General features: G+C 67.9%; 22 protein-coding genes. 14 read left to right on the forward strand and 8 right to left on the reverse strand.

Translation table 11 applies throughout. The features are described from left to right. Positions 1-123 precede the first annotated feature (123 nt). The 3 genes from BN977_RS12355 (at position 124) to BN977_RS12365 (ending at position 4,661) form a co-directional block, all read left to right on the forward strand. Positions 124-2,148: an amidase gene (locus tag BN977_RS12355; RefSeq protein WP_036397759.1), complete on the forward strand. Its 2,025-nt coding sequence runs from the start codon at positions 124-126 to the stop codon at positions 2,146-2,148. 277 nt (positions 2,149-2,425) lie between these two features. Then, positions 2,426-3,730 (forward strand): AurF N-oxygenase family protein, encoded by a 1,305-nt coding sequence (locus tag BN977_RS12360; RefSeq protein WP_024452221.1) that lies wholly within the window; start codon positions 2,426-2,428, stop codon positions 3,728-3,730. 25 nt (positions 3,731-3,755) lie between these two features. Further along, positions 3,756-4,661, forward strand: coding sequence for a class I SAM-dependent methyltransferase (locus BN977_RS12365; protein WP_234709543.1), 906 nt, complete (start codon positions 3,756-3,758; stop codon positions 4,659-4,661). On the opposite strand, the gene BN977_RS12370 is transcribed toward BN977_RS12365, so the two are convergent. Then, the gene (locus tag BN977_RS12370) at positions 4,658-5,647 is read right to left on the reverse strand and encodes a DEDDh family exonuclease (protein WP_036397760.1); all 990 of its coding nucleotides are present in this window, start codon (positions 5,645-5,647) and stop codon (positions 4,658-4,660) included. The two genes, BN977_RS12365 and BN977_RS12370, sit on opposite strands and share 4 nt — an antisense overlap. Positions 5,648-5,721: 74 nt before the next feature. Here BN977_RS12370 and BN977_RS12375 point away from each other — a divergent pair, with 74 nt between their 5' ends. Both BN977_RS12375 and BN977_RS12380 read left to right on the forward strand, forming a co-directional pair. After that, positions 5,722-6,948 carry a Mur ligase family protein gene (locus BN977_RS12375; RefSeq protein WP_036397761.1) on the forward strand — a complete coding sequence of 409 codons (1,227 nt, stop codon included), beginning with the start codon at positions 5,722-5,724 and terminating at the stop codon, positions 6,946-6,948. Positions 6,949-6,997: 49 nt separating this feature from the next. After that, on the forward strand, positions 6,998-7,714 hold the full coding sequence (locus BN977_RS12380) for a type 1 glutamine amidotransferase (protein WP_036397762.1): 717 nt from the start codon (positions 6,998-7,000) through the stop codon (positions 7,712-7,714). Between the two features lie 5 nt (positions 7,715-7,719). Here BN977_RS12380 and BN977_RS12385 read toward each other — a convergent pair whose 3' ends face one another. Continuing rightward, complete coding sequence (locus BN977_RS12385) at positions 7,720-8,124, reverse strand: nitroreductase/quinone reductase family protein (protein ID WP_036398982.1); 405 nt, start codon at positions 8,122-8,124, stop codon at positions 7,720-7,722. A 255-nt stretch (positions 8,125-8,379) separates the two neighbouring features. On the opposite strand from BN977_RS12385, the gene BN977_RS12390 reads away from it, so the two are divergent. Beyond that, entirely contained in the window at positions 8,380-9,264 is an 885-nt protein-coding gene (locus tag BN977_RS12390) for a helix-turn-helix transcriptional regulator (RefSeq protein ID WP_084172481.1), read from the forward strand. Here the strand turns inward: BN977_RS12390 and BN977_RS12395 are convergent. Genes BN977_RS12395 through BN977_RS12410 form a run of 4 tightly spaced genes read right to left on the reverse strand, consistent with a single transcriptional unit; the run spans position 9,261 to position 12,423 of the window. Further along, the gene (locus BN977_RS12395) at positions 9,261-9,917 is read right to left on the reverse strand and encodes a GntR family transcriptional regulator (protein WP_234709544.1); all 657 of its coding nucleotides are present in this window, start codon (positions 9,915-9,917) and stop codon (positions 9,261-9,263) included. The two genes, BN977_RS12390 and BN977_RS12395, sit on opposite strands and share 4 nt — an antisense overlap. Before the next feature lie 9 nt (positions 9,918-9,926). Then, positions 9,927-10,412, reverse strand: coding sequence for a flavin reductase family protein (locus BN977_RS12400; RefSeq protein ID WP_036397764.1), 486 nt, complete (start codon positions 10,410-10,412; stop codon positions 9,927-9,929). Continuing rightward, on the reverse strand, positions 10,409-10,837 hold the full coding sequence (locus tag BN977_RS12405; protein ID WP_036397765.1) for an ester cyclase: 429 nt from the start codon (positions 10,835-10,837) through the stop codon (positions 10,409-10,411). Before BN977_RS12405 ends, BN977_RS12400 begins: the two co-directional genes overlap by 4 nt. A gap of 8 nt (positions 10,838-10,845) precedes the next feature. Then, positions 10,846-12,423 (reverse strand): BCCT family transporter, encoded by a 1,578-nt coding sequence (locus tag BN977_RS12410; RefSeq protein WP_036397766.1) that lies wholly within the window; start codon positions 12,421-12,423, stop codon positions 10,846-10,848. Between the two features lie 180 nt (positions 12,424-12,603). Here BN977_RS12410 and BN977_RS12415 point away from each other — a divergent pair, with 180 nt between their 5' ends. Genes BN977_RS12415 through BN977_RS12445 form a run of 7 tightly spaced genes read left to right on the forward strand, consistent with a single transcriptional unit; the run spans position 12,604 to position 17,526 of the window. After that, positions 12,604-13,206, forward strand: a complete 603-nt coding sequence (locus BN977_RS12415) for an amino acid synthesis family protein (RefSeq protein WP_036397767.1) — start codon at positions 12,604-12,606, stop codon at positions 13,204-13,206. Beyond that, the gene (locus tag BN977_RS12420; protein ID WP_036397769.1) at positions 13,203-13,754 is read left to right on the forward strand and encodes an amino acid synthesis family protein; all 552 of its coding nucleotides are present in this window, start codon (positions 13,203-13,205) and stop codon (positions 13,752-13,754) included. Before BN977_RS12415 ends, BN977_RS12420 begins: the two co-directional genes overlap by 4 nt. After that, positions 13,751-14,488, forward strand: a complete 738-nt coding sequence (locus BN977_RS12425) for an alpha/beta fold hydrolase (protein WP_036397771.1) — start codon at positions 13,751-13,753, stop codon at positions 14,486-14,488. Before BN977_RS12420 ends, BN977_RS12425 begins: the two co-directional genes overlap by 4 nt. After that, positions 14,481-15,962 carry an aldehyde dehydrogenase gene (locus tag BN977_RS12430; RefSeq protein WP_036397772.1) on the forward strand — a complete coding sequence of 494 codons (1,482 nt, stop codon included), beginning with the start codon at positions 14,481-14,483 and terminating at the stop codon, positions 15,960-15,962. Before BN977_RS12425 ends, BN977_RS12430 begins: the two co-directional genes overlap by 8 nt. Before the next feature lies 1 nt (position 15,963). Further along, positions 15,964-16,167, forward strand: coding sequence for a tautomerase family protein (locus tag BN977_RS12435; RefSeq protein ID WP_036397773.1), 204 nt, complete (start codon positions 15,964-15,966; stop codon positions 16,165-16,167). Next, the gene (locus BN977_RS12440) at positions 16,164-17,207 is read left to right on the forward strand and encodes an LLM class flavin-dependent oxidoreductase (RefSeq protein ID WP_036397774.1); all 1,044 of its coding nucleotides are present in this window, start codon (positions 16,164-16,166) and stop codon (positions 17,205-17,207) included. Before BN977_RS12435 ends, BN977_RS12440 begins: the two co-directional genes overlap by 4 nt. A 10-nt stretch (positions 17,208-17,217) precedes the next feature. Then, positions 17,218-17,526, forward strand: a complete 309-nt coding sequence (locus BN977_RS12445) for a hypothetical protein (RefSeq protein WP_051561314.1) — start codon at positions 17,218-17,220, stop codon at positions 17,524-17,526. Positions 17,527-17,533: 7 nt separating this feature from the next. Here BN977_RS12445 and recR read toward each other — a convergent pair whose 3' ends face one another. Together recR and BN977_RS12455 are read right to left on the reverse strand one after the other, a co-directional pair. Beyond that, positions 17,534-18,145 (reverse strand): recombination mediator RecR, encoded by a 612-nt coding sequence (gene recR / locus BN977_RS12450; protein WP_024452227.1) that lies wholly within the window; start codon positions 18,143-18,145, stop codon positions 17,534-17,536. A 10-nt stretch (positions 18,146-18,155) separates the two neighbouring features. Beyond that, positions 18,156-18,488, reverse strand: coding sequence for a YbaB/EbfC family nucleoid-associated protein (locus BN977_RS12455; RefSeq protein ID WP_024452228.1), 333 nt, complete (start codon positions 18,486-18,488; stop codon positions 18,156-18,158). Positions 18,489-18,628: 140 nt separating this feature from the next. On the opposite strand from BN977_RS12455, the gene BN977_RS12460 reads away from it, so the two are divergent. Further along, the gene (locus BN977_RS12460) at positions 18,629-19,360 is read left to right on the forward strand and encodes an Rv3717 family N-acetylmuramoyl-L-alanine amidase (protein WP_407661193.1); all 732 of its coding nucleotides are present in this window, start codon (positions 18,629-18,631) and stop codon (positions 19,358-19,360) included.

Here is a 19,360-nt window from a genome sequence, read left to right on the forward strand (position 1 = left end):
GCGTCCTCGCCGAGTCGGACCGCGTGCACATCTTAAACAGACGGTGTATGTTTTAGCGCGGTGTCGGACGGAGCGGCGCACCGGTCATGTCCGCTCCCCCAGTGAATGAAACCGAGGCGCGTCATGACTACCCCCTCCTTCTCTGTTGTCGAGGCCGATCTCGCCACGCTGCACCGCGCTCTCGAGGAGGGCACGGTCACGAGTGTCGAGCTGGTGGCGCGCTATCTGAACCGGATCGGCCACTACGACCGCTCCGGGATCACGTTGAACGCCGTGCCCGTGCTCAATCCGGCGGCCTTCGACGAGGCCCGCGCATCGGATCTGCGCCGAGCCCGCGGGCAGTCCCACGGCCCCTTGGACGGCATCCCGTACACGGCGAAGGCCAGTTACATGGTGCGCGGCCTGCCGGTGACGGCCGGTTCCCCGGCCTTCGCCGACCTCGTGGCACATGATGACGCGTTCGCCGTCAGCCGGCTGCGCAACGCCGGGGCGATCTGCCTGGGGCTGACCAACATGCCGCCTATGGCGGCCGGCGGCATGCAGCGCGGACTCTACGGCCGCGCCGAAAGCCCTTACAACGAAAACTATCTCACCGCGGCATTCGGCTCCGGCTCGTCGAACGGATCGGGCACCGCCACGGCGGCGAGCTTCGCCGCCTTCGGCCTCGCAGAAGAGACGTGGTCCTCCGGTCGCGCCCCCGCGTCCAACAACTCCCTGGTGGCCTACACCCCGTCGCGGGGAGTGATCTCGGTGCGCGGCAACTGGCCCCTGGTACCCACCATGGATGTCGTGGTACCCCATGCCCGTTCGGTCGACGACCTGCTGCGCCTGCTCGACACCGTCGTCGGTGACGACCCGGTCGCCGACGGCGACCTGTGGCGCCTGCAGGACTGGATCGAGCTGCCCGCGGCCTCGCGGGTGCGCCCCGAGTCCTACGTCGACCTGCCGCCACTTCCGCTGCGCGGCTTGCGGTTCGCGGTGCCCCGCCTGTATGTCAACGGCGATCCGGACAGCGCGTACCCGATCCGCACGCGCGACTCCGTGCTGGCCCTGTGGAAGAACATGCACGACGATCTGGTGGCCGCCGGGGTGGACGTCGTCGAGACCGATTTCCCGGTCGTCGAGAACTACGAAGGGCTGCACCCGGAAGCCCGCTCCATGATCGACCGCGGTTTCGTCCCCGCCGAATTCCTGAACCGCGAACTCGGGGAGCTGTCGATCTGGGCGTTCGACGCGTTCCTGCGCGCCATCGGGCAGCCCGGGCTGTCCGGCCTCGCGGAGGTCGAGGGCGGGCGCATCTTCCCGCACCCGACCGGTGCGTTGCCCGACCGGTACGGCATCTTCCCGTTCGATGTCGCCTACGACCTCGCCGATTACGTCGACCGGGCGCGCGAGGGTGTCACGCCCTGGAACCGGATCCCGTCGATCGAGGCGGGGATGCGCGGGTTGGAGCACACGCGGAAAGTCGACTTCGAGGAGTGGCTGGCGCACAACCAGATCGACGCCGTCATCTTCCCGGCGGCGGCCGATGTCGGACCCGCCGATGCCGACGTCAAAACGGATTCGGCCGACATCGCCTGGCGTAACGGGGTCTGGGTGTCCAACGGCAACCTAGTGCCCCGCCACCTCGGCATCCCGACGGTGACCATTCCGATGGGCACGATGGACGACACCGGGATGCCGGTCGGGCTCACCGTGGCCGGGGCCGCTTATTCCGACACCACACTGTTGCGGCTTGCCCGCTCGCTCGAGGCGTTGCGGGCCCGTCGGGTCTCCCCGGCGCGCACTCCCCGGCTTCCCGACGAGCAGGTGTTCGAGCACCCGCGTCCCGCGGGTGTCGGCGAACTGGCCGTCGCCATAACCGATGTGCACGCCCGCCGCGAAAACGGCGCCATCGCGCTCAGCTTCCGCGTCGAGGTGACCAACGGTGCAGCAGAGGATGTCTCGGTCTTCGTCGACGGGGCCCGGGTGCCCCTGACGGTGACCGCGAATGCGGCGACGGGTGGCGTCACACTTGCCGCAGACACCCACGACACCCCGCACAGCGAATGGCGAGCGCCGTACGGGCCCCTGATCGTGGCCGTGGCACGCAGTTCGGACGGCGACGTCGCCGGCGCGGTGGCCACCACCGCGGACGCACCACTGTGAGCTGAGCTCGATACCGAGATCGGACACCAGATGTTGGGGTCGGATTCGGTCACGGCCACTGCCCATGGTGCGCCGCCAGGGATGCGGCTGCACGGCAAGGGCTTTCGCCGACGAATGTGCGCGCGTAACAGGTCAGCGCGCAAAGTGTAACGACTTGGCGCACATGCAGACGCCGTAATCACCAGGGTGCTACCAATTCCAGTAACGACGGCTGGATGGAGATCGGTATGCAATCGGGTTGTCCACCGGCACAGTGCATCGAGACCCGCACCGGCACATGACGGCTCTCAGCCATACCGACGATCCGTCGGCGCCGGCCTACACCGACCGGGTGACCTCGCTCACCGAGGCGATGTCCCGGCTGAGCTTCGATCCTTATGTCGACATCGACTGGGACGCGCCCGAAAACGCCTTGGATGCGAACGACTCTCGCTGGCAACTCGATCCGGAAGCGGCTCCGCTGGCGGCGACGGAATGGTACGGCCGGCAGTCACCGCAGCGACGCATCGACATGGGCCGCTGGATGACGGCGAACATCCTCAAGGTCACGTTGCAGTTCGAGATGATGCTGATCCGCGGTGTCGTGCACTACGCGGGCACACTGCCCAACGGTGCCCAGGTGTTCCGCTACCTGCTGCACGAATTGTCCGACGAATGTCATCACATCCAGATGTTCCAGGAGTTCGTCAACCGCACCCGCGAAGACGTGCCGGGCATGCGTCGCGCTTCCCGGATCTTCGGACCGATCATCGCCTTCATCGGTGGCTACGCCAACGTGTTCCTCTTCATCGGGGTGTTGTGCGGCGAACAACCACTGCACTTTCAGCAGACGCTGCAGCATCGCGGCGCAGCGCAGGTGCCGCCCCTGCTCAACCGGGTCACCTCCATCCATCTCGCCGAGGAGGCCCGCCATATCACCTTCGCCGATATCCACTTGGCGCAGCGAATACAGGGTGCCGGACGGATCCGGCGAGCGTTGTACGCCATCACCTTTCCGTTCTTCCTGCGCTGGCTGATCGGTGAAATGCTCACGCCGCCACGCGCCTTCGTACGGCAGTTCGACGTCCCGCGACGGGTGTTCAAGGCGGCCTATTGGCGAAGCACCTACTCCCGACGGCTGATGGCCGAATCGGCCGCCGACGTTCGCCGGCTGGCCGACGAGCTCGGCCTGCGGACGGCGTGGTCGCGCTGGATCTGGCGCCTGCTGGGCATCGACGGCCGGCTGCCGCGCTACCGCGGCGAGCCGGATCGCAGCCCCGCGATCGGCTTGGTGAACGAGCTTCGTGGCGTGGTCTGGGCACGGATGGCCGCCGCCGCGGCGATGGCGGGTGTGGCGTTGTCGGTGACACCGGACGGCATGCGCATCATCGGCGTCGCGGCGGCCGGTGCCGGGATCTGGGCGACCTACCACGCACTGCGCCATCGTCGTGGCGGTGTGGTGGGCAATCAGCCGTTCGAGTGGCCGCGGCTTCTGGTCTGGGTGACGGTGTGCGTCGCCATGATTCCCGCCGGCGGATTGATCGGACTCGCCTTGGTGGTGTTCACCATCCTGGCTGTGGCGGAGTGGATGCCCACTCCGTGACCACGAATCAACGGGAAAGACAACGATGAATCTCTCGACCACCACCGAACCGGAGGCCCACGAAATGGAAACCCTGTCAGCCCAACGCCTTTCCAAACTCACGCTGCCCTATTTCGACCTGCTCATGGATGAACGCCAGGGCGGCGGTGAAACGGGCCAGCTCTGGGAGAACCAGGTGCACTGGGGATACTGGGACGACCCCAAGACCGCCACCGGTACCCGGGCGGACTACACCGCCGCCATGGAAGCCATGAACGACGTGCTGTTCGAGGCGGGACGGCTCACCGACGGACAGCAGCTGCTCGACGTGGGGTGCGGATTCGGCGGGACGATCCAGCAGATCAACGGCAGCTACTCCGGTATGGAGCTCACCGGTTTGAACATCGACCCACGCCAACTCGCCGCCGCCGACGCACAGATCACCCCCGCACACGGCAACACCCTGCGCTGGGTCGAAGCCGACGCGTGCGAGCTGCCGTTCGAGGACAACTCGTTCGACCGCATCCTGGCGGTGGAGTGCATCTTCCACTTCCCGTCGCGGCAGAAGTTCCTCGACGAGGCCGCGCGGGTGCTCAAGCCGGGCGGCTGCCTGGCGGTGTCCGACTTCGTCCCCACCATGATGTTCTTCGGCAAGACGCCCATCTGGATGGCGATCCGGCCCCGCATCGCCAGGTCCTACGGAACGCTCGGTGACGTTCCCTTGCGCGGATACAAGTCGATGGGCAAACACGCGGGACTTGCGCTGGTGGCCAATCGCAACATCCGGAAGAACACCATGCCGACCTACCCGTTCCTGCTGCGGTTCTTCCGCGAACAGGCGTCGGCGGACGCCCAGGACACCCTCTTCGTCGGCACCCGCTGGATGAAATGGCTGTCCAAGCTCAGCCTGCTGCAATACCAGGTCTACACGTTCGTCAAACCGGAGGTTTAGAACAGGGCGTACTGGTCGCCGTCGCCGGTGGTGTCGACGAACTCCTCGACATCCCGGCCCCCGACGGCGTGGTCGATCAGGCGCAGGAACTCGGCATCGGAGAGCAGCGGGATGCCCAGGTCGACCGCTTGGTAGCCCTTGCCCTGCTCGGGCGCCGCCTCGTTGCACACCACCACGGAGGTGTGCTGGTCCACATTCTCGGTGTAGGCCAGCCCGGCGTCGAGGATGCGCTCGATCACCTCTTCATGGGTCCGGCTCATCTCGGCCGACAGCGCCACCCGCATGCCCTGCACCAGCGGCCGCCCCGCCACGAACGGGCCGGGATTCTGGTACGGGCACGGCAACCGGGCGGCCAGCGTCTTCAGCGGCCGCAATTCGTCGTGGGTGACCTGGCCGTTGGGCCACGTCCGGCGGGTCACCGGCCGGATCGGCAGCCAGGCCTTACGCTCCCGGGCGGCCACCAGCGCGGGTTTGAGGATCTGCGCCAGGACCAGAGCGTCGTCCAGCGCGTCGTGGGGACGCATCTGGGTGACGCCCCAGTGCGCGGCCAGGGTCTCCAGCCGCAGGTTCTCGGTACCCAACGCCAGCCGGCGGGCCAGCTCCACGGTGCACATCACCGACTCGACCGGCAGCTGCGCGCCGACCAGTTCGGCTTCGGCGGCCAGGAAGGCGTAGTCGAAGGCCACGTTGTGGGCCACCAGCGTGCGTCCGTCCAGCACCTCCATCAGCCGGGGCGCGATATCGGCGAAGGTCGGCTGGCCGTCCAACATCTCGGTGGTCAGGCCGTGCACGTGGGTGGGGCCGGGATCCACCCCGGGATTGAGCAGGCTGGCGACACTGTGTTCGACATTGCCGTCATCCCCCACTGCGAGCGCGGCCACACTGACCACCCGGGCCTGGCCGGGACGGAAACCCGTGGTCTCCACGTCGACGACCGCCCAGCCGGTGCCCGGTTCGACCGCCGGTCGTCCCCAGGTCTGGCTCATGGTTCGAGGATGACACGGTGGTCCGACAACACGCCGATCGCAGCCGTGCGTGTCGGGCCCCTAAAATTCAGCGGATGGCCGTCACCACTCGGGGAAAGCTGGCGCTGCGCGCCGGCGCGGCGGCGCGTTGGGCGTCGCGGGTCACCGGCCGCGGGGCCGGTGCGATGATCGGCGGCCTGGTGGCGATGACGCTGGACCGCTCGATCCTGAGCCAGCTCGGGGCCGGCCGCCGTTCGGTGGTGGTCACCGGCACCAACGGCAAATCCACCACCACCCGGATGACGGCGGCGGCACTGGCCACGCTGGGACCGGTCTCGAGCAATTCCGAGGGCGCCAACATGGACGCCGGCCTGGTGGCCGCGCTGGCCGGCGCCAGGGACGCCGAATTGGCCGCGCTGGAGGTCGACGAGATGCACGTCCCACACGTGCTGGACGCGATCGACGCCGCGGTGGTCGTGCTGTTGAACCTGTCCCGTGACCAGCTCGACCGGGTCGGCGAGATCAACCACATCGAGCGCACGCTGCGCGCCGGGCTGGCCCGTCATCCCGGCGCGGTGATCGTCGCCAATTGCGATGACGTGCTGATGACCTCGGCCGCCTACGACAGCCCGAACGTGGTGTGGGTGGCCGCCGGCGGCGGGTGGGCGCAGGACTCGGTGAGCTGCCCGCGATCCGGTGAGGTGATCGTGCGCGACGGCGTCGATTGGTATTCGACGGGCACCCCGGCCTTCAAACGGCCCAGCCCGCAGTGGTGGTTCGACGAGACGAACATCTACGGGCCGGACGGTTTTTCGCATCCGATGCAGCTGGCGTTGCCCGGCGCGGTGAATCGCGGCAACGCCACCCAGGCCGTCGCCGCGGCGGTGGCCCTAGGCGCCGACCCGGTCCGGGCGGTGGCGGCGGTGTGCACCGTCGACGAGGTCGCCGGGCGGTATCGCACGGTACGGGTGGGTGATCACACCGCCCGGCTGCTGCTGGCCAAGAATCCGGCGGGCTGGCAGGAAGCGCTGTCGATGATCGACAAAGACGCTGCGGGCGTGGTGATCTCGGTCAACGGGCAGGTGCCCGACGGCGAGGACCTGTCGTGGCTGTGGGACGTCCGGTTCGAGCATTTCGAGTCGACGCAGGTGGTGGCCGCCGGGGAACGCGGCACGGATCTGGCGGTGCGGCTGGGCTACGCCGGTGTGGAGCACACCCTGGTGCACGACACCGTGGCCGCCATCGCATCGTGTCCTCCGGGGCACGTCGAGGTGATCGCCAACTACACCGCATTCCTGCAACTGAACCGGCGGTTGTCGTGACGCGCACGCGAGGAGCAAAGGCGATGACGCGCACGCGAGGAGCAATGCCGTGACTGTCCGGATCGGGTTGGTGCTGCCCGACGTGATGGGCACCTACGGCGACGGCGGCAACGCGGTGGTACTGCGGCAGCGGTTGCGGTTACGTGGGATCGACGCCGAGATCGTGGAGATCACGCTCGACGATCGGGTGCCGGAGTCGTTGGATCTCTACACCCTCGGCGGCGCCGAAGATTACGCGCAGCGGCTGGCCACCAAACACCTGATCCGCCATCCGGGCCTGCAGCGCGCGGTATCCCGCGGCGCCCCGGTGTTGGCCATCTGCGCCGCGATCCAGGTGCTGGGCCACTGGTATGAGACTTCGGCCGGCGAGCGGGTCGACGGGGTGGGCCTGCTGGATGTCACCACCTCTCCGCAGCAAGCCCGCACCATCGGTGAGGTGACCTCCGAACCGTTGGTCGACGGCCTCACCGACCCCCTCACCGGTTTCGAAAACCATCGTGGTGGAACGGTTCTGGGCTCAGCGGCGCGGCCGTTGGCCCGGGTCACCAAGGGTGCGGGCAACCGGCTGGGCGACGGTTTCGACGGTGCGGTGCAGGGCAGCATCGTCGCGACCTATCTGCACGGGCCGTGCCTGGCCCGCAATCCGCAGCTGGCCGATCACCTGCTCAGCCGGGTCGTCGGTGACCTGCCGCCGCTGGACCTGCCGGAGGTGACGCGGTTGCGCACCGAACGCCTGGGTGCACCCCGGCGAGCCGCGAATCACTGACGGAGTCACACCTTTCGCAGTTCGAACACCGGGATGACCCGTTCGGGTTTGGGGTACGTGCCGATGCGGGGGCAGAGTTCGATCATCTTCGCCCAGATCGCCTCGCGCTCATCGCCGGTGATCTCGTCGGCGACGACGTCGTATGCCTGCGTGCCGACCTCGACGCGTGCGGCGGAGTTCACCCGAAGATTGTGAACCCATGCCGGGTGCTGCGGCGCCCCACCTCTGGTGCCGACGATGTACATCCGGCCATCGACAGTGAAGTACTCCAAGGGCGTTCGGCGCCGCCGGCCTGACTTGGCGCCCGTCATCGTCAAGAGCAGGACATGCGAATCCGCAAAGGGGCCACCGACCTTTCCTCCATTCGACTCGAATTCCTCCAGGACCGCCGCGTTGAAACGTCGCAGGATCTCCGGATTCGCCCGCGCCTCGGCGTAGGTGGGGATGCGCAGCAGCCTGGAATCAGGGACGGAACTGTGGTGCGCCGTTGCTGGGGTGGCGGCTGCAGAGGACGCCGAGCCGCCGGGTATCGCGTGGTCGTTGGTCATCACACCATCGTCAGCGCGACCGCTGGGCAGTTCCAGACCCGGCGGTGCCAGGGGTGTCCCGAACCGGGGTACAACCAGACCTATGGTCACCCGCGCCCCGCGGCGTGATGATGGGGCATGCGCAATGTCGAACTGGGCGCGTTCTTGCAGGCCCGTCGGGCGGCGGTGTCGCCGACAGCGGTCGGGTTGCCGCACAACGGTGCGCGCCGGCGTGTTCCCGGGTTACGCAGGGAAGAGGTCGCCGCATTGGTCGGCCTGTCCACCGACTACTACATACGGCTGGAACAGGGCCGCGCCGGCAGGCCATCGGAGACGGTGCTCGAGGCCATCGCGAGGGCGCTGTTACTCGACGAGCCCCAGCGTGAACATCTTCGCGACCTTGCCCGCCCGCGTCACGATCGGCCCCGCGCAACTCGCGAACAACTCAGCGCCCTGACGCGGATGTTCCTCGACACCCTGACGGTGCCCGCCCTGGTCATGACCGCCAACACCGATGTCATCGGATGGAACGCTCTCGCCGGTATCGTGTTCACCGATTTCGCGGCTCGACCGATCCGCGAGCGGAACACCGCTTGGCTGCTGTTCCGTGACGCCGAACTAGCCGCCCGGCACCGCAACTGGGAGGCGTCGGCACGCGATACCGTCGGCATGCTGCGGATGGCGGCAGGCCGGAACCCGGACGATGCCGGACTGACCGCGCTGGTCGACGAGTTGTCCACGCACAGCCCGGCGTTTCGTCGGTACTGGAGCAACCACCATGTCTACGCCAAGTCGACCGGCGTGACGCAGCTGCGGCATCCCGATATCGGCGACATCGACCTCGCCTTCATCGCCTGGAGCACCCCGGCGTCACCGAATCAGACCCTCGTCACCTACACGCCCGAACCCGGATCACCGTCGGCCCGGGCGATCGGCCTTCTCGGCTCGAACCGTCCCGGCCGGGGGCAGGCGCGGGGTCACGGCCCCTGTCCGGCCGGAGATGACGGTCGAGCGGTCGGCTAGATCGAGTCGCCGAGACCGGCCAGCAGCGCCTGCCGGCTGGCCCGCACATGCTCACGCATCACCCGTTCGGCGCTGTCACCGTCCTTGGCCAGGATGAGATCCAGCACCACATGGTGTTCCCGGTCGGACTGCAGGGGCCGGCCCGGCTGGCTCAGGGAGGTGTGCACCAGGCGCGCGTAGGCGAGCTGGTTCATCAGCATGCGGTAGTGCGCTTCGAGTTTGCGGTTGTCGGCACCGATGATCAGCAGGTCGTGGAATTCCTCGACGAGTTCGGCATACCGTGCGCGGTCATCATGCGCGACGGCGTCATCGGCCCGGCGGAGGTTGTCCTCCAGCTTGTCCACCTCCGGCACGCGGCCGCGCTGGGCCAGCAGCCTGGCCGCCGCACCCTCCAGGAGTTCCTTCATCTCGAACAGTTCGGTGATCTCCCGGCGCGACGGGGTGGTGACGAATGTGCCGACCCGGGGCCGGATCTCGATGAGTCCTTCGGTCTGCAGCTGTTTGAAGGTCTCGCGTACCGGGGTTCGGGAGACGCCGAACTCCTCGGCGATGGCCAGTTCGGAGATGTTGACACCGGGTGCGATCTCGCCGGCGATGATCCGGCGCCGGATCTCCTCGATCAACCGACCTTGGATCGAACCGTTCGAGCTCACCGCCACTCCCTAGGACAGTGCGGCCAGGTTGCCGCCGTCGAAGAACTTACCGGCGCTGTACACCATCGGGTGCAGGTCGGTCACCTCGGCGTGGACCACCCGGCACATGAACACGGTGTGCGTGCTGGCCTGCAGTCGTTCGAGGATGCGCACCTCCATCGCGGCGGCACTGCGGCCCAACAGCGGGCTGCCGTGCGGTCCGGGCCGCCACTCCAGACCCGCGAATTTGTCATCCGATTTGGTGGCGAACCGGGTGACGACGTCGAGCTGGTCGGTGGACAGGATGTTGATGGCCAGATGTTCTGCGCGGAACAGGCATTCATGCGTCGACGACGTGTGTTGCACGGCGACCATGACCGTGGGTGGGTCCAGCGAGATACTGGCGAACGCGTTGACCGCGAGCCCGCGCGGCAGCTCACCGTCGCGGGCGGTCACGGCGGTCACCCCGGTGACGAACCGACGGTTCACCTGTTTCATCAGATCGGCATCGGTCACCGGTCTTGTCCCACCGCGATGATGCCGAGCGCGGTCAGCAGGGTCCGCGGATCCCAGGTGACGTGCTCTTCCACGATGTGCTCGCCGTCGAACCGGGCGAAGGTGGCACCGCTGACCTGCACTGTGCGCTTGGTGGCGGGCACCCCGAGGAAGGAGTGCTCATGGCTGCCGGTGCTGTGCCAGCGCACGGCCGCCCGGTCGCCCTCGACGACGATGTCGTCGATGGTGGTGAGCAGGTCGGGGAACGCGGTGCGCGTCGCGGTGATCGACGCCTTGAACTCCTCCCGGCCGAGGCCGGTGCCGTTGGCACCGATGCGCCGGTACCGGTCGGCCAACAGCTCGTCGATGGCGTCCACCTCGCCGCGGTCCCACGCGGCCGCCCAGGCGGCCCGGATGCGGTTGCGGCGGGATGCGTTGTCGGGCATGGAGTCTCCTAGTCGTCGATGAGATCAGCGATGGGCGTCTCGGGCGCGGTGTGCTTGCGGTCGGCGATGAGGTCCTTCCAGAACGACACCGCCAGGCACGCGATGATGATCAGGAACGGCAGCGAGGCGACGATCACGGTGTTCTGCAAGGCGTTGAGGCCGCCGGCGAACATCAGCACCACGGCCGTGATCCCGGTCAGCACACCCCACAGGATCAGGACGCCGCGCCGTGGCGTCAGCGTGCCGTCACTGGTCATCATGCCCAGCACATAGGTGTTGGCGTCCGCGCCGGAGATGAAGAAGATCAGCACCAGCAGGATGGCCACCACCGAGGTCACCGAGGCGAGCGGGAAGTGGGCCAAGGTCGCGAAGAACGCGCTGTTGATGTCTGCGGCTGTCTGTTTGGCGATATCCCCGCCCTCGAACATGTCGATGTGGATGGCGGTTCCGCCGAACACGGTGAACCAGGTGAAGAACACCACGCTCGGTACCACCAGCACACCGACGATGAACCCACGGACGGTGCGGCCCTTGGAAATCCGGGCCAGGAACACCCCGACGAAGGCGCCCCACGACACCCACCATGCCAGCATGAAATAGGTCCACCACTGCATCCATTCCAGATCACCGAAGGCGGTGCCCTGCAGGCTCATCCGGAAGAAGTCGGTGGCCCAGGTGCCCAGTGACTCGATGTAGAGGTTGGCGATGAAGACGGTCGGTCCGACGACGAGCATGAACACGAACAGCGCAACCGCCATCACCGTGCTGCCCTGGCTGAGGAACTTGATGCCCTTGCTGACGCCGGTCACCGCGGACATGGTGAACACGGCCGTCACGGCGGCGATGATGACCACCTGGGCGACGTTGTTGACCGGGATGCCGAACAGGGTGAACAGACCGTTGTTGACCTGGAGCGCGCCCAGTCCGAGCGAGGTTGTGGTGCCGAACAGAGTCGCGAACACCGCCAGCACGTCGATCACCTTGCCGATCGGCCCGTTCGCGCGATCGCCGATCAGCGGCACGAAAAGTTGGCTGACCAGGGTGCGCCGACCCATCCGATAGGTGGAGTAGGCGATGGCCAGACCGAACACCGCGAAGATGGCCCAGGCGTGCAGACCCCAGTCGAAGTAGGAGTATTGCATGGCGCGCACCGCGGCCTGTGGGCTGCCGGGTTCGGCCAGACCGTGCGGGGGCGCGGCCAGATGCGAGATCGGTTCGGCGACACCGTAGGACACCAATCCGATGCCCATGACCGCGCTCAGGATCATCGCCAGCCAGGTGAGGGTGCTGAACTCCGGGCGGTCACTGTCCTTGCCGAGCCGGACGTCGCCGTACGGGCTGAACGCGAGGAAGACGAGGAACACCAGCAGGCCGAGCGTCACCACCAGGTAGAGCCAGCCGAAGCTGCCGGTCACCCAGTTCAGGGAGGCGGTGGTGACCTTGTTGAGGTTGTCGGTGAGCACCACGGCCCACGCCACGAAGACGGCGGAGATGCCGACGGAGGTCCAGAAGACCGATCCGAGCCGGCCCGTCCGGGGTGGTGCCGGTACTTCCGTGATCGGCTCGGTGCCGAGGTCAGCTGTCATGGGAAACTCCTGCCGGGCGACTTGTATGCAACAGAATGTAAGTGGAGTCACAGTCACTGTCAACGCGAACTGTCGCCGCTACACCTCGGGCGGTGCATATCTTGCACTTATCTGCAGATTCGTCCTCCCTTGGCTGTCCATCCTTGACCGTCGACAACTCGGCCAACTATCGTCTGTGGCATGCAACAGATTGGCCTGCGCAAGGTGGTCTCGTACCGCGAGACGGTCGTCACCGAGGCCGGGGCGCACCCGGCACACCCCGCCGTACAGGCCAGCGTCGCGGCCGTCATCGCCAACCCGTGGGTGGGTACCGGCCCCGGACGTGACCTGTCCGCCGAGGTCACGCAGATCGCTCCCCTGCTCGCGCGACTGCTCACCGACCGGCTGACCCAGGCCCTCGGCGGGGCCGAAGCGGTCGAGGCGTTCGGCAAGGCGGCCCTCGTCGGTACCGCCGGCGAGATCGAACACGGCGGCGCACTCATCCATACCCCCTACTTCGGCAACCTGATGCGCGAATTCCTCGGCGGCGAGTCGATCATCTGCTTCGCCGACGCCCGCGCGGAAGCCGGTGAGCCGCTGGTGATCCCGCTGTGGCACAAGACGCAGGCCGCGACCCGCAGCCACTACCAGACGGTGAGCACCCGGATCTCGGACGGTCCGCGCGCCGACGAACTGGTCATCGTCGCCGCCGGATCCACCGGCCCCCGCCCGCATCCCCGCATCGGGGACCGCACCACCGACCCCGCCGTCACCGTCAAGAGTCTGGAGAGTGTCCTGTCATGAAGCTGCGCAAGATCGTCACCGTCGTCGAAGAGATCCGCACCGAGGGCGGCCGGGAGGTCAATCCGCCGGCTCGTGTCGCCGTCGTCGCCGCGGTGATCGAAAATCCGTGGGCTGGGCAGGGATTCGTGGAGAACCTGAACCCGGGCATCGACGCGACAGCGTCCGATCTCGGCGCGCTACTCGCTCCCCTGGTGCTCGAAGCCCTCGACGCCCCCGCCGAGGCCTACGGCAAGGCGGCGATCGTCGGGCTCGACGGCGAGATCGAACACGGCTCCGGGTTGATCCACACGCTGAAGTTCGGCGACCACTTCCGCAAGGCGGCCAACGCCACCACGTTGTTGCCCGCGGTGGAGAAGCGCGGGCCGGCCGGTGTGCTCTTCGACATCCCGCTCAAACACATCACCGACGCCACCATCCGCTCCCACCACCAGACCGTCGAGGTCCGTGTCGCCGACGCCCCACACGCCGACGAGATCGTCATCGCGCTGGCCGCGTCCGCGCAGGGCCGCCCGCAGCAGCGGCTGGCCCCGTTGAGCTCCGAGCAGTGACCGCCGTCGTCCTGCTGCACGGGGTGGGGCTCGACCACACCGTGTGGGAGCCGGTCACCGCGCTGCTGGACGACCGGTTCACCGTCATCACACCGGACCTGCCCGGCCACGGCGCGCGGCCACCGGCCCCGGCCGGGGTGACCCTGGCCGACCTGGCCGACGGGGTCGCCGCCGACATTCCGCCCGGTGCACACCTCGTCGGGTTCTCGCTCGGCGCGCTGGTGGCCCAACACCTTGCGGTGCACCGGCCCGAACTGGTGGCCTCGCTGGCGTCGGTGGCCTCGGTGTGCCGGCGCACCCCGCAGGAACGGGCCGCCGTGCTGGCCCGGCTGGACGCCGCGGCCGCCGATATGGCGGCCAGTTCGGCTGCATCGCTGCACCGTTGGTACGACGGCACCGACGTCGGCCCCGAGCAGGTGGCCGCCACCGCCGCAATGCTGGCGGCCAACGATCGCGACAGCTTCCTGCACTGCTACCGGGTGTTCGCCACCGCGGACGCCGAGATCGGCCCGCAGTTGGGCCGCATCGGGGTGCCCGCGTTGGCCGTCACCGGATCCGACGACCCCGGCTCCACCCCGGAGATGACGCGGCGACTGGCCGACTCCATTCCGGGTTGTGAGGCCGTCGTCATCCCCGGCGCGCGACACATGCTCCCCGTCCAGAAGCCGGCCGAACTGGCCGCCTGCCTCACGTCCTTCCACACCCGCGTCCTCGGAGGTCACACCCGTGTCTGAAACACTGCAGCACTTCATCGGCGGCGCACCGACCCCACCGAACTCCGGCGAGTACTTCGAGAGCACCAACCCGGCCACCCGGGAGGTGCTGTACCGGGCCGCACGCGGCAACGCCGCCGATATCGACACGGCCGTGGCCGCGGCGACCGAGGCATTCCACGACCCCCGGTGGCGTGATCTGTCCCAGACCAAACGCGGTCACCTGCTGCGCCGGCTCGGTGACCTCATCGGTGCACACGCCGAGGAACTGGCCCGCTCGGAGTCGTTGGACAACGGCAAGTTGCTGCGGGAGATGCGGGGCCAGCTGGCCACGCTGCCCGAGTATTACTACTACTACGCGGGTTTGGCCGACAAGATCCACGGTGAGGTGATCCCCACCTCGAATCGTCAGGTGCTCAACTACACCATGCGCGAGCCGCTGGGGGTGGTCGGCGCGATCACCCCGTGGAATTCTCCGTTGACGCTGACCACCAGCAAGCTGGCACCCGCGTTGTGCGTCGGCAACACCGTGGTGATCAAACCGTCGGAGTACACGTCGGCGACGGTGCTGAAACTCGCCGAACTCGCGATCGAGGCCGGCTTCCCGCCGGGTGCGGTCAACGTCGTCACCGGCTTCGGCGCCGAAGCCGGCCAGCCGCTGGTGGATCATCGCGGGCTGGCGAAGATCTCGTTCACCGGCAGCACCGCCACCGGTTCACGCATCGCCTCGGCGGCGGCCGGCCGGTTCATCGGTTCGACGCTGGAGCTGGGCGGCAAGTCCCCGAACATCGTCTTCGACGACGCCGACATCGCCAACGCCGCCACCGGTGTGGTGGCGGGCATCTTCGCCGCGGCCGGGCAGACGTGCATCGCGGGCAGCCGAGTGTTCGCCCACCGCGCGATCTACGACGAACTGCTCGACCGCGTCGCCGAGCGCGCCCGCAGCATCCGGATGGGCAACCCGCTCGACGACGACACCGAACTCGGCCCGCTGGCATTCGAGGATCAACGCGACAAGGTCGCCTCTTACGTCGACCTTGGCCGCAGCGAGGGCGCCCGGGTGCTCACCGGCGGTCGGGCCACCGATGGCGGCCTCGGCGGATTCTTCTACGAACCAACGGTTCTGGTCGACGTGACCAACGAGATGCGGGTGGTCCGCGAGGAGATCTTCGGGCCGGTCGCGGCGGTCATGCCCTTCGACACCGAAGACGAGGTGATCGCGCTCGCCAATGACACCGACTACGGTCTGGCCGCCGGGATCTGGACCTCGAATCTGGCCCGCGCACACCGGATGGCGGCACGGCTGGACGCCGGCACCATCTGGGTGAACACCTACCGGGCCATGTCACCCATGTCCCCCAGGCAAGGCTTCAAGAGCAGCGGTGTCGGCGTCGAGCACGGCACCGAGACCATCAAGGAGTACACCCGGCTCAAGAGCGTGTGGATCAACACCGACGAGGGCCCGGTGCCCGACCCGTTCGTGATGCGGAGCTGACATGCCACTCGTCGAGGTCACCATCGCCGAGGGCCGGTCGGCCGCGCAGATCCGCGCCATGATGCACGAGGTGCACGAGGCGGTGTTGCGCACCGTGGACACCCGCCCCGAGCACATCCGCGTCATCGTCCGGGAGGTTCCCCGGACCCATTGGGCCACAGGCGATCTGACCATCGCCGAAATGAGATCGAAGGAGCCGTCATGAGATTCTCGCTGTTCGTGCACATGGAGCGTTGGGACGAATCGGTCAGCCATCGTGAACTTTTCGAGAACCTGACCGAGCTGACATTATTGGCCGAGGCCGGCGGTTTTTCGACGGTGTGGATCGGCGAACACCACGCCATGGAGTACACCATCTCGCCGAGCCCGATGCCGCTGCTGGCGTACCTGGCCGGCCAGACCAGCACCATTCGGCTCGGGGCGGGAACCATCATCGCGCCGTTCTGGAACCCGATCCGGGTGGCGGGTGAATGCGCCCTGCTCGACGTGATCAGCAACGGTCGCATGGAGGTCGGACTGGCCCGCGGCGCCTACCAGATCGAGTTCGACCGGATGATGCCCGGACTGGCAGCCTCCGACGGCGGCAAATACCTCCGCGAACTGGTGCCCGCGGTCCGCAACCTGTGGCAGGGCGACTACGCGCACGACGGGCAGATCTGGCAGTTCCCGACGTCGACCAGCGTACCCAAGCCGGTGCAGAAGCCGACCCCGCCGATGTGGATCGCCGCCCGCGACCCCGACTCCCACGACTTCGCGGTGGCCCATGGCTGCAATGTGATGGTCACACCCCTGATGAAGGGCGACGAGGAGGTGGTGGCGCTGCGGGACAAGTTCGAGACCGCCGTCGCCAACCATCCCGAGGTGCCGCGCCCGCAGCTGATGGTGTTGCGCCACACCCATATTCACTCGCCGGCAGATCCCGACGGCTGGCGTCCGGCGGCCGCGGCCATCTCGCGGTTCTACCGCACCTTCGATGCCTGGTTCGGGAACTCGACCACACCGGTCAACGGCTTCCTGGACCCCAGCCCGGAATCGAAATTCGCCGGGCGCCCGGAGTTCGAACTGGAATCGCTGCACCGAACCGCCATGATCGGCACCCCCGACGAGGTCATCGAGCGGTTACACACCTACCGGGATCTCGGCGTCGACGAGTACAGCTTCTGGATCGACAACAGCATGAGCCACGACGAGAAGCGCATATCCCTGGAACTGTTCATCAAGGAAGTCGTCCCCGCTTTCCAGTAAGGAGCCGGCCATGGACGGTGTGCGTATCGCCGCCGCAGATCTGCAGGACGCCCAACGCCGCGCGGCCAAGGTCCGCGCCGCGGGAAAGCCGGTGCTGCTCGACATCGAGGTGCTGATCGACCGCGACAGCCGCGCGGCGTTCCGGGCACTGGAGCGGGTGCCCGCCAGCGGCGCGCTGCGCTACGTCGGCACACCACGCGGCCTGGCCGGGTTGATCGCCGATGTGCAGCGCCTCGGTGTCGCCGACTATGTCGTGCTCAAGCCGCTCGCGGACAGCCCGGTGGCGGACCTGATGCTGGAGGAACTGCTGGCCGGGTGAGCCCTGGCTAGACCATGGCGCGCCGGCCGGCCAGGGCCCGGCCCAGGGTCAGCTCGTCGGCGAACTCGAGGTCCCCACCCATCGGCAGGCCGGAGGCGATCCGGGTCACCGTCAGGCCGGGGATGTCGCGCAACATGCGCATCAGATACGTGGCGGTCGCCTCGCCTTCGGTGTTCGGGTCGGTGGCGATGATCACCTCGGCGACGTCGACACCATCGACCCGCTCGCCGATCCGATTGAGCAGTTCGCGGATCCGCAGCTGGTCCGGGCCGACCCCGGACAGCGGGTCCAGCGCACCGCCCAGCACGTGGTAGCGGCCGCGGAACTCACGGGTGCGTTCCACCGCCTGGATGTCCTTGGGCTCCTCGACCACACACACCAGCGAGGCATCACGGCGCGGGTCGTTGCAGATCCGGCAGCGCTGCTCGTCGGAGACGTTGCCGCACACCGCGCAGAACGTGACACCGTCGCGGATCCGGCCCAGCACCGCGGTCAGCCGGTCGATATCCGGAGGTTCGACCGACAACAGGTGAAAAGCGATGCGCTGCGCGCTTTTCGGCCCGATACCGGGCAGCTTGCCGAGCTCGTCGATCAGATCCTGGACGGGGCCCTCGAACACTCAGGTGCCTCTACAGTCCGGGCAACCCGAGGCCACCCAGCCCGCCGGCCAGCGGGCCCAGCCGCGACTGCGCCAGGATGGTCACCTGCTTGGCGGCATCGGCCAGGGCACCGACGATGAGGTCCTGCAGGGTCTCCGGATCCTGCGGGTCGATCACCTTGGGATCGATGGCCACCGCCACCACCTCACCGCTGCCCTTCATCGTGACCTGAACCAGGCCGCCGCCGCCCTGGCCGTGCACCTCCGCGTTGGCCAGCGCCTCCTGCGCCTCCATCAGTTGCTGCTGCACCTGCTGGGCCTGCGCGAGCAGCGCGGACATATCGGGCGGGCTGCCGGGTTGCATGTCGTCCCCTTGCGTCTTGGCTTGGTTGCGTACCGGTCTCGACTTGGTTTCACTCGTGAGCCGACGGCGGTTTGTCCTTCAAGACTAGTCGCCGTCGCCGCTACGGTGGCGCCGTGCACGTCCCCAACAGTTTGCGTGTCTTGGCCACGGCCCTGCTCGTCGCCGGCACCGCCACCGTGACGTCCTCGACCGTGCCGCCCGCCGCTGCCGCCCCGGCCAACATCGCCGGCATGATCGTGTTCCTAGACCCCGGCCACAACGGCGCCAACGACGCGTCCATCAGCCGCCAGGTGCCCACCGGCCGGGGCGGCACGAAGGACTGCCAGGCCAGCGGCACCAGCACCAACTCGGGCTATCCGGAACACACCTTCAACTGGGACACCACGCTGCGGGTGCGGGCCGCTCTCACCCAGCTCGGGGTGCGCACGGCGATGTCGCGGGGTAACGACGACGCCCTGGGCCCGTGCGTCGACGAGCGCGCCGCCATGGCCAACGCCATCCGGCCCAACGCCATCGTGAGCATCCACGCCGACGGCGGACCCGCCAACGGCCGTGGGTTCCACGTGCTGTACTCGTCGCCGCCGCTGAACACCGCCCAGGCCGGGCCCGCTGTCCAGTTCGCCCAGGTGATGCGCGACCAGATGCAAGGCTCCGGCATCCCGCCGGCGAACTACATCGGGTCCGGCGGGCTGGACGCCCGCGCCGATATCGCCGGGCTGAACCTGGCGCAGTACCCGTCGATCCTGGTCGAGTGCGGCAACATGAAGAACCCGGCCGATTCGGCGCTGATGGAGTCCGACACCGGCCGCCAGAAGTACGCCGACGCCATCGTCCGCGGCATCGTCACCTACCTGGCGGCCGGGGCACGGTAG

The sequence above is a fragment of the Mycolicibacterium cosmeticum genome, assembly GCF_000613185.1.
In the GTDB taxonomy this organism is placed as follows: Bacteria; Actinomycetota; Actinomycetes; order Mycobacteriales; family Mycobacteriaceae; genus Mycobacterium; species Mycobacterium cosmeticum.